At 44.2% G+C, this 13771-nt stretch carries 10 protein-coding genes; 3 read left to right on the forward strand and 7 right to left on the reverse strand.

Annotation, left to right across the window (positions count from 1 at the left end):
- Positions 1 to 262: 262 nt before the first annotated feature.
- Positions 263 to 1702 carry an amidohydrolase family protein gene (locus tag QUA54_RS32145; protein WP_333418847.1) on the forward strand — a complete coding sequence of 480 codons (1440 nt, stop codon included), beginning with the start codon at positions 263 to 265 and terminating at the stop codon, positions 1700 to 1702.
- Positions 1703 to 2044: 342 nt separating this feature from the next.
- Here QUA54_RS32145 and QUA54_RS32150 read toward each other — a convergent pair whose 3' ends face one another.
- Complete coding sequence (locus tag QUA54_RS32150) at positions 2045 to 2281, reverse strand: DUF433 domain-containing protein (RefSeq protein WP_333418848.1); 237 nt, start codon at positions 2279 to 2281, stop codon at positions 2045 to 2047.
- A 126-nt stretch (positions 2282 to 2407) separates the two neighbouring features.
- Here QUA54_RS32150 and QUA54_RS32155 point away from each other — a divergent pair, with 126 nt between their 5' ends.
- Positions 2408 to 2710, forward strand: a complete 303-nt coding sequence (locus QUA54_RS32155; protein ID WP_333418850.1) for a DUF433 domain-containing protein — start codon at positions 2408 to 2410, stop codon at positions 2708 to 2710.
- Between the two features lie 23 nt (positions 2711 to 2733).
- Here QUA54_RS32155 and QUA54_RS32160 read toward each other — a convergent pair whose 3' ends face one another.
- The 4 genes from QUA54_RS32160 to QUA54_RS32175 all read right to left on the reverse strand — a co-directional run bounded on the left by QUA54_RS32160 (position 2734) and on the right by QUA54_RS32175 (position 5335).
- Complete coding sequence (locus QUA54_RS32160) at positions 2734 to 2994, reverse strand: type II toxin-antitoxin system RelE/ParE family toxin (RefSeq protein ID WP_333056712.1); 261 nt, start codon at positions 2992 to 2994, stop codon at positions 2734 to 2736.
- On the reverse strand, positions 2991 to 3230 hold the full coding sequence (locus tag QUA54_RS32165; protein ID WP_332979695.1) for a hypothetical protein: 240 nt from the start codon (positions 3228 to 3230) through the stop codon (positions 2991 to 2993). Before QUA54_RS32165 ends, QUA54_RS32160 begins: the two co-directional genes overlap by 4 nt.
- A gap of 79 nt (positions 3231 to 3309) precedes the next feature.
- Positions 3310 to 4287: a heme o synthase gene (locus tag QUA54_RS32170; RefSeq protein ID WP_333418859.1), complete on the reverse strand. Its 978-nt coding sequence runs from the start codon at positions 4285 to 4287 to the stop codon at positions 3310 to 3312.
- A gap of 133 nt (positions 4288 to 4420) precedes the next feature.
- Positions 4421 to 5335, reverse strand: a complete 915-nt coding sequence (locus tag QUA54_RS32175) for a heme A synthase (protein ID WP_333418852.1) — start codon at positions 5333 to 5335, stop codon at positions 4421 to 4423.
- A gap of 545 nt (positions 5336 to 5880) precedes the next feature.
- Between QUA54_RS32175 and QUA54_RS32180 the strand changes: the two genes are divergently transcribed.
- Positions 5881 to 7314 carry an ABC transporter substrate-binding protein gene (locus QUA54_RS32180; protein ID WP_333418854.1) on the forward strand — a complete coding sequence of 478 codons (1434 nt, stop codon included), beginning with the start codon at positions 5881 to 5883 and terminating at the stop codon, positions 7312 to 7314.
- Positions 7315 to 7911: 597 nt separating this feature from the next.
- Here the strand turns inward: QUA54_RS32180 and QUA54_RS32185 are convergent.
- Both QUA54_RS32185 and QUA54_RS32190 read right to left on the reverse strand, forming a co-directional pair.
- Positions 7912 to 13257 (reverse strand): AAA family ATPase, encoded by a 5346-nt coding sequence (locus QUA54_RS32185; RefSeq protein WP_333418856.1) that lies wholly within the window; start codon positions 13255 to 13257, stop codon positions 7912 to 7914.
- 112 nt (positions 13258 to 13369) lie between these two features.
- Positions 13370 to 13648: a hypothetical protein gene (locus QUA54_RS32190; RefSeq protein ID WP_333418857.1), complete on the reverse strand. Its 279-nt coding sequence runs from the start codon at positions 13646 to 13648 to the stop codon at positions 13370 to 13372.
- Between the last annotated feature and the right edge of the window lie 123 nt (positions 13649 to 13771).

Here is a 13771-nt window from a genome sequence, read left to right on the forward strand (position 1 = left end):
TGCACCTTACTTGCTCTCCATTTTTGGACACCATACCTAATTTACCACTATTTGAGCCTTAACTGAACCGTATTGGGCTATATGCTGGACTATTTTTTCAAGGTTTAAGTAAGCGCGCTAAGTTTCAGAAAATCCGTTAAAAATGGCAGGGCTTCCTCCGTAAAGCTTACAGGGCCGTTAAAAAACTGTCCGAAGTATTGTTAAAATGTTGATTGAGTCATCACTCTCAAACCATAGTCTTGCTCACTTCCTCGAGAAGGTTGTGCTACGAATTATTAGGAAGCGATCGCAGATGAAAGAACAAGGCAGATTAAACAGACGCAGTTTTTTAGCTGGAGTAGCAGTTTTAGGAACAGTTAGCTTAACCCAGACTTGGACATCCCCAGTCACGGCGGCACAATCGGCAGTGAGATTGCCCGATCGCAAAGAGATAATCATCCGAAATGCTTACATCATGACAATGGACTCAGCACTTGGAGATCTGACCGGGGATATCCATTTGCGGAATGGTGAAATCGTTGCGATCGGAACTCAGTTAGATGCTCCAACAGCCGAAACGATTGATGGACAAAATATGATCGTCTTGCCAGGTCTTATTGATACACACTGGCATCTGTGGACTGCCTTGCTGCGAAGTATGTCCGGTGATACCAGAGAACAGGGGTATTTTTCCATGACCGAGCGTTTGGGCAAGCGATACACGCCAGAAGATATGTATCGCGCAGCGCAATTGGCAACGGCTGAGGCACTCTATTCAGGAATCACAACGATACACGACTTTAACCACAACGCCCGCACGATTGATTACGCTAGGGCATCCGTCCGCGCCATCGCCAATGCAGGTATTCGTGCTCGTTTTTCTTACGGGTACTACAAAGATCAAGCATCAGAAGAAGCCACTGACTTTGACAGCATCATGAGGCTGCATCGTGAGATGAAAAATTCCCAGTATGGTTTGATATCTTTAGGATTTGCGCCGCGAGAGGTTTCTGCCTACAAAAACTATCACCGGGATTGGGAGATAGCCCGAAAAATAGGGCTTCCAATTACGGTTCATGCAAGTTCCTCGCTGGATGAAGCTGGAGAGATCGATCGACTCTACAAAGACGGCTTACTTGCAAAAGATGTACTCATTGTCCATGCGACTGTGGCAACGTCTATTGAAATGCGGCACTTATCAAAAAGTAACGCAGCCGTTAGCCTGACCCCTTTCACAGAAATGCGAACTGGTTTTGGCTTTCCTCCGATTCAAGAACTGCTTTCAGCAGGCGTGTTGATCAGCCTTGGAATCGATACAACAGCCTTGTCAGGAAATGCAGATATGTTTGCAATCATGAAAGTAATTCAAAATGTTGGTAATGCTCAAGCCAAGAGTGAGTTTGCTTTCTCTCCGCGACGAATCTTAGAATTTGCAACTATCAACGGAGCGCAAGCGTTGGGAATCGATCATCAAGTTGGCTCTCTTAAACCTGGTAAGCGTGCTGATTTGATTATGATATCCACGGAAAATCTGAATCTGGGAGTGTTCACCGATCCAGCCCATTTAATAGTTGAAGCGGCTCAACCCTCAAACGTGGATACTGTGATCGTAGATGGAAGGATTCTAAAGCGAAACGGTCAACTTTTGGCAATGAATGCGAAGGAAATTATTCGAGAAGCAAAAGATTCGTTAAGGTCTGTCAACTTTTTCTTAAGAACTTAACCTTGTCCTTTAACAAATAAACTTCAAACTACTGCCTCAACCCAGAACTTAGGCGGCATAACGATTTAGTTCAACCGCGCGCTCGCCTCTCAACGAAGCTAACAATCTTAAATTCGCGTCAGTTGCAACGACTAGATTTATCGAAGCACCCCATACAAAAAACCTTGAGCTTTTGCAGATTGTTTACCGTGCTGCCGATAAATCTTATAATTGTATCGCAGTTGCGGTACAATACCCAATATAATAGAAAAATACCGCCGCTCGATCGCTGATGTATTTCACCAAAAGTAGCAGTAATCCACACAGCAATTGCTGGTGATAGATGAGCATTCAACCAAATTGTCATGCGGCTAAAACCGGATGGTCGAGTTTGCGGACTGCATACAGAAGCGCAGCTTTAATATCGTCAACTTCCAAGTCTGGCAATTCTTCGATAATTTGCTCAAAACTCAAACCCGCAGCTAGCAACTCTAGGATATCGATGACTCGAATCCGCATTCCCCGGATGCAGGGACGACCGCCACATTGTCTTGAATTCACCGTGATTCTGTCAAACAGATAAGCAACGGATGCTGGCATTGGTTAAAATTATTTAAAACCTTTCTCTCTAGCTTACTTCATTTATCGCCCCAAACTCACACCGCGATATAATTCTGCGATCGCTATGCTGTAATAGAAATCAGTCCATTCAAACTTCGATACTTTATGACCGCAGCAATATCTATTGACATTGGTACGCTCATTACACGCACTCCCGGACTGCATGGCGGATGTCCCCACATCGTCGGTAAAGGCGTTACCGTTCGCCGAATTGTAACCTGGTACAAGCGAGGATTGAATGCTGAAGAGATTTGCGATCGCATCGGACATCTCACCCTCGCCGAAGTCTACGCCGCACTCACCTACTATCATGCCAACACCAAACAAATTGAAACTAATTTGATCCATCAAGCAGCAGAAGCCAAGCGTTTTGAAGCTTTGTACAGCAACTTTGGTAAAGAAGCGTGAGTGAGATAATAGGTGAATAAAAATCATGCTTTGTAAACATCTTTCCGATGTTTGCATTGTAATAGGAGAATGATTAGTTCTTCATCGCCGATTTCATAACGAACGCGATAATCACCGATCCGAATACGGTACTCATTGTCAGCACCTTTGAGCTTGACCACCCCATCTGGGCGCGGGTTTTCGGCAAGTTGCAAAATCTTGACAGCGATACGATCGTAGACATCATTGGGCAGGGCATCTAGCTGCTTTTGTACAGCTTTAGGGGTAAGGATAGTGTAAGTCATGTCGATTTATTTGCCCGTTGTGCCATATATCGATCGAAAGTTGTGTAATCTCCAGCTTTGTAGTCAGCACGGGCCGCTTCAATTTCGGCAATGTCTTCTGGAGAATCGTCCTCATTCGGGAATAATTCAGCTTCCAAAAATTCCCATATCTTGTATCTTTCAGCAATTCCCAGTGACGAAATAGCTTCCAGCAGTGATTGAAATGAGATGTCTACTTTCACAGTATTCTCAGCCATCAGAACTTTCCTCCACTTTAAATTTTATAATATATCCAGAGCCCCGACTTCTTCAAGAAGCCGGGGCTCTAAAAGCAGACTACATCACAACTGCACTCATCAAAGTTTGCACATTTTGTACAACAGCAGTAGTAAAATTATGAGTCACAGGCAAACTGTCAACGACTATTCCGGCGCACAAGAGCATCAGGTACAGAATAGAGTATTTAAAGAGCGATCGCGCAACAATCTTATCCTCTGGAGTCTGCAACAGCAACCAAGCTTTTTGGGCAAAAATAGCACCCAGGAAAATAGCTGTTCCCGCATACACCGCGCCCGCTAAATGCAGGGGATAAACTAGCAGCAAAGTTGCAGGAATCATCAATAGGGTGTAAATCCAAATTTGGCGGGCTGTCTCTTCGTCGCCCTCAATTACGGGTAACATCGGGACGCCTACTTCCTTGTATTCATCGCGAATCATCATTGCTAATGCCCAAAAATGCGGCGGTGTCCACAGGAATATAATCCCAAACAGCAGCCACGCACCCCAACTCAAATCTCCCGTAACCGCCGCCCACCCAACTAGCGGGGGAATCGCCCCTGCTGCACCGCCGATGACGATGTTTTGCACGCTGTGACGCTTCAGCCAGTGGGTGTAAATTAGGACGTAGAAAACGATGCCTGACATTGCTAGCAATGCGGCTAATAAGTTGGCAACAACTGTCAGCAATGTAAAAGATATTGTAGCTAGGGCGATCGCAAATATCAAAGCATCCCGCTTCTTGACACGCCCCGAAGGAATCGGCCGCCACCGGGTGCGCTCCATAATATAATCGATGTCGCTGTCGTAGACACAATTAATCGTATTCGCCGACGCGGAAGCTAAAGCGCCTCCGGTAATAGTTGATACCAGCAATAGCGGGTCTACTTCTCCTTTTGCCGCCATCCACATTCCTGCTGAGGTAGTGATTAGCAGCAGTAAAATAATTCTGGGTTTTGTTAGTTGATAGTAACTTTTCACGACTTGCGAAAAGTTTTCGTGGAGGCGGGGCCTGTCGTTGGTAAGGATTTCTTGCATCGGTTGTAAGCTGTTAGTAATTATTTGGGAATTCGTCATTAGTCATTAGGTTGGAGTGGCGGGTTTTACGAGAAATATTTGCTGTAGCTACAAGGATTAATAAAACCGCCGCCTCTTACTTTAGTCTTATCTCTCAAGCTGATAAAACTCGATCGCGCCAAGCTAAAACACTAAAAGCTATCAGGGTTCCCAGCAAAGCCGCACCCACTGCTTGGTGGGCGACTGTCAGCGGTTCTACCTGAAGGTGCAGCCGGAAAGTTGCTAATCCCAGAACTAATTGAGCAATTAGGCAAACACTCGCCCAGTTAGCCAGTTTTCGCAAGTTGGGACTCAGTGCAGGCTGCCGCCAAGCCATGACTGCTACTGCTAAAGTCGCTGCTGTAGCTGGTACGATACCGGCGATGTGGCTGTTCATTACCGAGCACAATTCTGAGGAGCTCAAACATTGGTGCAGTGCCCATCTAGAGCCTACTAATGCTCCTAGCAAACTTTGCAGGTAAACTAACAATGCTGCGATCGAACTTACCCAAGCTAATTTGCCCGTATTGCCTGTAGCTTCGTAGGGAGTCAGCATGAAACCGATGACTAGCAGCGCGCCAAAAAACAGTAAAGCTGTTCCCAAGTGAGCAGTAACGATGTCAAATCTCAGCAGTTGTGTTACTGTCAAGCCGCCCAATACGCCTTGAAAAACGATTAAAAATACTGCCCCAGCGCTCGCCCAAGGCAGCCATTTTGGCAGGCGGCTGCGGTAAAACAAAGATAGTCCTAAAAGTGCGATCGCGCTTAAGCCGATCGCTGCTGCGTCCAAACGGTGAAACCATTCCAGAAATACCTGCAAATTCATTTGCGCTGCGGGTATTAATTGACCGTAGCACAGCGGCCAGTCGGGGCAAGCGAGCCCCGCATTCATGACTCGCGTGGCGCTGCCTACAGCCATTAACAGCCAGGTTGCGATCGCAATTTTCCACACTAGGCTGCGGATAATATCTTTTGGCTGCCACTGCACTCCTGCTGCTGCGTTTGGCTGATTTACAACTGAGTTTGCCATGAAATTTACCTTAGCCTTTGTTGTCGATCGAACTTAATTAAATATTGAGGTTTTGCTGTGGCTGAGCTTAGCCGAGCTTAACACTCTTTTTCTCTGACAAACAGTCATGTATACTACCTTAGCGACATCGCAATCCAATTAGTTTGTCTTTAGAAAATTTTCAACTTTCCTTTTTACATTACAAAGTATTGCAGCTATTTTTATAAATTTCAACAAACTTTAATTATTTTACCGAAGTCCTTGCTGTTACAGGCTCCTTTGCTGTTGAACATCGAGCAAAACCTAAAGATATCATTAAGAAAAAACTGTTTTTCTATCTTTATGATATGGAAATTCAAGAAAATCTAAAATTGCGATCTCGCTCGTTAGTCTAAAATAACTTAATAAAAATGTCAAAATATAAGTAGAGTAGCTTTTCTGACTTCTGACTTCAACATCAGAAGGAACGCTCGATAATTAATCCGTATATCCGTGTAAAAATCTCTGAGAGTGCCTTCTTGATTGCTTCTAACTTCGTTATTTCTAAAATTTAAAATTGTACAGCCATGTCCCAAAAAAATGAAACCGCTGTTCTGGTATTATCGCTCCTAATTACGATCGGGCTAGCCGGCGCAGTTATTTGGTGGCTGACAAGCCGAGGCGGCATCAATCTCGGAGGTTCATCACCCCAAAATCCTACACTTTCCAAGTCTCCGACGGGGAATTCCCCGCAATCAGAGCAGGCAATTGGGCAGCGTCTGAGTGCCGGACAAAAACTGTTAATTCCAGATCAAGCAACAACAACCAAACAAGCAGCAGTACAGGCGATCGCATCTGGCAACTATAACGCAGCTATTTCCGACTTACAAGCTTCGCTGAAAACCAATCGCAACGATCCCGAAGCACTAATTTACCTCAACAACGCCCGCATCGGCGATCGAAAATCCTACACAATTGCCGCCGCAGTTCCCATTGGCGGCGATATCAATGCTGCTCTCGAAATTATGCGGGGGGTAGCTCAAGCTCAAAATGAAATCAACCAAAGTGGCGGCATTAGCGGTACTCCCTTAAAAGTGTTAATTGCTAACGATGACAACAACCCAGAAGTGGCGGCACAAATTGCCAGCGCTTTAGCAAATAACTCGGAAGTTTTAGGAGTAATCGGACATTTTGGTTCAGATACGACGCTAGCAGCCAGCAAGATTTACCAGCAAAAACAATTAGTAGCAATTTCTCCCACAAGTACGTCTGTGCAGCTCTCAGGAGCTGCCAAAAATATATTTCGGACAGTGCCGAGCGATCGGTTTGCGGCTAATGCTCTTTCCCGCTATATGCTGGGAAAATTGCAAAAGCAAAAAGCTGCTGTATTTTTCAATTCTGCCAGCAGTTACAGCCAATCTTTAAAAAATGAATTCACCACTGCTAATTCCGCAGATGGAGGAGAAATCGTATCCGAATTTGACTTTGCTAGTGGCAATTTTAATGCAGCCGATAGCGTTAAAAGTGCGATCGCCCAAGGAGCAGAAGTGATTATGTTAGCATCCAATTCAGCCACGATCGACCAAGCTTTGCAAGTAGTACAAGTAAACGCGAAACGGCTGCCGTTACTAGCGGGAGACGGTGCTTATACTGCTAAAACACTGCAAATCGGTGGCGCAGGAGCAACAGATATGGTGCTGGCTGTTCCTTGGCACATTCTCGCCGATCCGCAGTCAAACTTTCCCCAAACATCCAAACAACTTTGGAATGCTGAAGTAAGTTGGCGCACAGCTTTAGCCTACGATGCGGCGATTGCGTTAATTGCCGGTTTAGGGCGCAATCCGACTCGTACAGGCATTCAACAAGCTTTATCGGCGTCAGATTTTTCGGCAAATGGAGCATCGGGCCCGATTCGGTTTTTACCTTCGGGCGATCGGAATCGCGCAGTTCAGTTAGTAACTGTTAAACCCGGAAATCGCACGAGTTACGGTTACGAGTTTGTGCCGCTATCCGGTTTGTAAACTATTTGCGATCGCCAAATGTAGGTTATAATATTCATTGGTAAGTTCTAGGGCTGGTCAAGCAGAAAGGCTTACAAGATGAGTAGTTATATCAAATCCGCTGGCATCGGAATTCATATTACGCACAATCAGGACACGGCAGTGCCGTTTCCCTACAATTAATCGGGTGAGACTGACATCTCTCATTAAGAGTTATTGATGATTGGAGCGTAGGGAAACGGCATTGCCCATAGGTGTCAACTTAAGCTTTTAGTCCATCAATCCTCCCGCCTACCCGGCAGTCCGCCAGGGGTTGAAACCCCTGTCTAATAGCTAAAGTCCTCTGAAGAGGACTGATATCAATTCCGGTTACACTCCTGATGATGGGGAGTGGGAGAATGTGGAATTGCGCCACCTTGACTTTATCATTCCCACCCAACCGGAAACGATATGAGAATAAAAATTTTTAAACTCATTAGTCCTCTTCAGAGGACTTTAGCTTTGAGGCAGGGAATTCATTCCCTGTCGGACTGTCGGACTGTCGGACTACTCAGTATCATTCGGGTGCAACCGGAAACAATAGGACACTGACACTGCCGCGACTAAATTTTCCCATACTTACTTCTGTTTGATTACTACCAAAGTAATGTCATCAAATACTTTTTGCTCCCCGATGTATCGCCGCAGGTCGTCAATAATAGCTTGCTTGATTTCTGTTGCTGACTTTTCCCTGTTAAGGACAACAAGTTCAATCAATGGCTCGATACCGTATTCATCTTTATTCATATCAAAAGCTTCGGTAATTCCATCTGTGTAGAGTACGACAACATCCCCGGAATTTAGCTGTATTTCAGTAGTAGCAATGAAATCGGCAATATCTGGTTCCAAGGCGATCGGAAAGCCTAACTCCATGGTATCAATCTGCTCTACTTCGCCGCTAGAACGCACGACAATAACCTCTTCGTGCTGTCCGCTCAAACGCAGGATGTTGTCCCCCCGATATTCCAGCAAAGAAAGGCTCATACTTTTACCGCAATTCATGCGCTCTACGTTGTCAAAAAGCGTTTGGTTGACTGTCTGCAATAATTTAACTGGGTCGGTTTCATTGTGAACCAACAAAGTGCGAATAGCTGTTTGCGCCATAATCATTAACACGCCGCTTTGTAAACCGTGTCCTGTCACGTCGCCGATGCCAATTGTGGCTTTACCGCCGTGATTTAGTACGTCGTAGTAGTCGCCGCCAACTTCATCAGCCGGTTCCATGAATGCAGCAATTTCTAGCCCTTCTATTGACTCTAATTCCTGCTGTTGAGGCAAAATCATTTGTTGCAGGCGGCGGGTTACGTCTAGTTCGGCACTCATGCGAAGGTTTTCTACTTTTAGCCGATCGTTCAAACTCAATATTTCTGCATTAGCTTGGGCTAATTGTGCGGTGCGATCTTCTACTTTTTGCTCTAAAGTTCGGTTGTAATCTTCTAATTGTTCGTAGAGACTTGCATTTTCAATTGAGATCGCAGCTTGAGCGGCGATGATTTTTAAAGTTTCGACTCTTTCCGAGGTAAATGCGCCGATCGCCAAATTATTTTCTAAGTATAGAATTCCACCTAGTTTGCCTTGATTGAGTAGGGGGGTGCAGAGGATCGATTTGGGTTGAGTAGCGGTAATGTAAGAGTCGCGGGTAAATTGTCCTTCATCCGTGGCGTTATTTAATACTACATTTTCGTGGCTGCGAGCAACGTAGTTAACTATGGCGGTTGACAGCAGGGGCATTCCAGTTGCAGGATCTACGGAATCTACGGGAATGGATTGCATAATGGTAATGCGATCGCATTCTAATGCTGCTTCCGCTTCAATCGCCCAATTCCCGCCTTTATCCAGAATCAGAAAACCTTTTTGGGCGCCTGCGTTTTCGATCGCAGTTTGCATCACCTGGTTTAACAATTGTTCGAGAACGATTTCACCGGAAATAGCTTGGGATGCTTTCATTACTGCGGCAAAATCTAGCGCTTCGCCGGAATTGCTACCAGTTGTGGTGATTGGATTGATGATATTATTTTCAGTATCTGTTCGGGTTGAACTAAGCGACTGAAGGGCTAAAAATTGCGGGTATCGCGCTTCCAAATCTTTGACTTTAGCTACAGCCCCCCAGCGCTGATAAGCATAGTGGGCATCTTGCAGGTAGTGACGGGCAACATGATTTTGATTTCTGGCTAAATAAAACCTGCCTGCTAGTTCGTAGGCGAGGGCTTCTTCGTTGAGATATTCGTTTTCGCGGGCTAAGATGATGGCTTTGTCGTAATATTCTCTGGCATCTTTATCGTTGCCTAATACGCGATCGCGTTCCGCTTCGACTAGATAGAATTTGTGCAGGTAATTCATGGGAGCCTGCTTTGCCCATGTTTCCATTTTTTCTTGTTTAGCAGCCACCTTTGTCAGGATTTCTTCTCTTTGCGTCTCTGAGGAATTAGGATATAGCGCTAGTCGGGCTAACATATCATATAAATAGACAACAGGGAGAATAAACAAGGAAGCTGCATTAGCTGAGTATTCTTCAAAGCGGTCTGCATTCTCCACAGCTTGCTGAAATTCCTCGAAAAGATAACAGAGGATAACTTTATGGGAATAAGCGTGCATGAGCGCAGTGCGATCGCCACCTGCTTGATGAACTGGCATCATCTTTTGTTCGTCGTATACTTCACCAATCAAACAGCAGGGATTTTCTACTTGTTCCATCAAGTTCAGGATTGCCTGCATATAGATTTGATTCCAATGAATGTATGCTTCCTGTTTAGTTTGATAACTAACTTCAAGGGATTTCGCCATCTCTTTCTTGGCATCGCTCAGCTCCACACCGCTGAGGTACAAAGCATAAGCATAGCTCTGCCTAATACTAGCAGCATATTCAAGATCTCCAGTTTCTATCCCACTTTGATAAGCTTCCATGCACAAAGAAGATGTGTCTTTGAGCGGTTCATTCCAATGCTTGAGAAATCCCTTATATATTGCATAAACTCTTGCTTTGAATGTTCTATCTTTGAATCGTTCTAGTAATTTCAAAGCAAGTTGACCAAACTGATAGCCAGCGTCAAGCTCTCCTGACGAGCAGAGGATCAGTGCGTAACCTACATACGGAAAAGCAGAGCCAGCAAAATTACCATACTGAATCGATAAATTTACCTGTCGGCACCAATTTAACAAGCTCAGTTGATTAATTGCTATGAACGCAGGGCCAAATAAGTAGTTCATCACCCGCATAGCTGCTAGTTTATACGGGTCGGTCATTTGCGGTAAGTCGATTAGATCCTGGGCTTGCCTGCCCGCTAAAGCAGATTTTATCTGCTCCATCTCTTGTGCCAGATCGGATTGGTTCGGTCGTTCTGGTAATTCTACCCCAAGTAATTTCAGAACTTCTAGCCCAATGTTGATCGCCTCTAGGAATTTCATTTGGGCGCAATAAGCTTGCATTTTAATTTCATAGACTTTTACTTTCTCTAACAGCGTTTGGGCTTTTTGCCAAACTACCCCAGCTAAGCGCTCCATTTCATCGTAGTTAGCAATTGTATAAGCTGTTTCTGCTGCTTCTAAATACAAATCTAAGGTAAGGTTGTACTGCTGCGACCAACTCTTTTTATTTAATAAACTTAAGCCGATCTGAAGGTAATTGAAAGCGGGTTGGCTAGCTGCTGAAGATTTGGCTTTTTTACCTGCCTGTAAGTTTAATCGAGCTAACTCGTATCGCTCTATTTGTCGCTCGATTAGCGCACGACCTTGGTTCAATTGATTGACAATATCAAACAGCTTCTGTGCCAATTCTTCAGATGGTGTATTTTCCAATAACAACCTGCCCACGCGCAGATGTACTGACTGTCTATCTGCTTCGGAGATGAGAGAGTAAACTGCTTGTTGAATGCGATCGTGGGCAAATTTGTATTCTGCAACTAACCGATCGGACAAACCTGCTACATCAAGTTCCGCCAACTGATAGGCATGGCTGAGGGGTATAATTAGACTGGATTGGAGTGCTGACCGTAAATCGGTTGCTGTTTCTTGGAGAGATTTTTCGTAGATAATCGCCAGTGTTTTCAAGTCAAACTGATTTCCTACGCAAGCTGCTAATTTTAAGACTGCCTGAGTTGCTGTCGGGAGTTTTTTTAAATTTTTGCTCGTTAGTTCTAAAACGTTATCTGTAAGCGGTTGCGCTTTGATTTGTTCTAAGTCCCACTGCCATTGCTGAGATTCGTAGTTAAAATCCAACCATGCTTCAGAATGCAGTGATTTTAAGAATTCATTGATAAAAAACGGATTACCACCAGTTTTTTGTTGGAGCAATTCGGCAAGTGGCTTAGCATTGTTTGATTCCGCAAAAAGCGTATCAACTAAAAGTTGCGTAATATCGGTTAAGGCTAAAGGTGCAAGCAATATTTTCTTGATGGTTGTTACTTTTGCTTTGGCAATATTTTCCAAAATTTGAGTTAGCGGATGCGCCTCGGTTACTTCATTATCGCGATAGGCGCCCATGAGAAATAGATATTTATTATCTGCTACTGTCATCAGCAGTTGAATTAATTCCAGCGAGGCTCCATCTGCCCACTGCAAATCGTCTAAGAAAATTACTAACGGATGTTCGGGCTGAGTAAATGTATTAATAAATTTTTGGAAAACCAGATTAAAGCGATTCCTCTGTTCTGTTGGTGGCAGATCTGGTAGGGGTGCTTGCGAACCAATAATTAGTTCTACTTCAGGAATAACTTCAATGATTACCCCTCCAGCTTCCCCTAATTCTGCTTGGAGTTTCTCTCGCCACTTGCTAATTTCTGCATCGCTTTCTGTTAGTAACTGCCGCACTAACGAACGAAATGCCTGAATTAAGGATGCGTAGGGAGTATCTCGTTGAAACTGGTCAAACTTACCAGAAATAAAATAACCGCGTTGGCGAGTCAGCGGCTTATATATCTCCTGGATTAATACTGTTTTTCCAATCCCAGAATATCCAGAAACCAGCATCATTTCACTGGCTCCTTGACTGACTCGCTCGAAAGCAGCTAATAGGGCAGAAATTTCTCGCTCTCGTCCGTACAGTTTTTGGGGAATTTGAAATCGATCGGAAATATTCTGCCGATCTATTGGGAAAGGGTCAATTTGCTCTTTGCTCTGCCATTGTCTGAGACATTCTTGTAAATCTGCCTTTATTTTATATGCTGATAAGTAGCGTTCCTCAGCATTTTTGGCCATTAATTTCAACACGATGGTCGAAATAATTGGTGGAACTTCTCGTGTGAGTTCGTGCGGTGGGGTAGGTTGTTTAGCAATATGACAATGCACTAATTCCAAAACATCATTCGTAGGGAAAGGTAACTGTCCGGTTAGTAATTCATAAAAAGTTATCCCCAGCGAGTAAAAATCAGTGCGGTAATCGATTGTTCGATTCATGCGACCTGTTTGTTCTGGCGAGATATAAGCCAGCGTTCCTTCTAATACGTTTGGGTTAAGAAAGGTTGGGTTTTCTCGCGACAGTGTTGTGGAAATTCCAAAATCAATTAGCTTCAGCTTACCTGTCTGCTGATTTAAAACAATATTTGATGGGTTAATATCTTTGTGGATAATATACTGCTGGTGAACCTGACCGAGAATGTCAACAATCTCAATTGCCAGATTGAGAAATTCAGCAATTGTAAATTGCTGCTTAGCGATTATCTGATTGAGGGATTCGCCGCCAAAATCTTCTAACTCAATTACCCACTGATTTTCTAGGTTTTGGAAGCTGTAAACATCTATTACGCCTGGTAAGTTAATGTTTTGGGTTATTTCATACTCTCGTTTAAACCAGGCAATTTTTTCAGGTGAAGGATAGGCTTGTTTGAGCATTTTGAGGATAACAGGCATATTGTCTGCTTGCCGATATCCGCGATAGACTAACGAGTTACTGCTCTCATGCAGTTTTTCAGTAATTTGGTAATTTTGCATAGTTAGGTTTTGAGGATAAAAAACCGCAACAAGTGCGGTTTGAGCTTATAAAATATCAATCTACTTTCCCAAGTGTAGAAAATTCTTAGTGGTTTGACTTCAAATCCACATCCTAGTTAGAGTCAGGTTGGGGGTCTGACGGTGGAGAAGGAGGAAAAGGGTCTGGATCTGGCAAGGGATCGGGGCCGGGATCGACGGCAGTAATGGCAAGCGGCACTCGTTCGTCTGCAAAGAGTGCGGCAATTTTAGCATTTTCACCACTCATCATTGCAGTCTGTTCTACTTCAGATAAACCCACTTCGTCCATTAAGGAACTGGGGTTATTGATGAAAGCACTTTGTTTCTTGGGGTCAAGTGCTAAATCTGTTAATAAATCCAATAGGTTACTCATGGGATATTCTCCTAAATCTCTCAGCTCGCGAACAGTTAAGAACTAAAATAGACCTCTTGCAAAATAATTTTATGCTATAATCAAGGGTTTGCCTTAAGTGGAGCAGATTGCAGGTTATAGCTA

Source organism: Microcoleus sp. MOSTC5, assembly GCF_036701825.1.
GTDB lineage: Bacteria > Cyanobacteriota > Cyanobacteriia > Cyanobacteriales > Microcoleaceae > Microcoleus > Microcoleus asticus.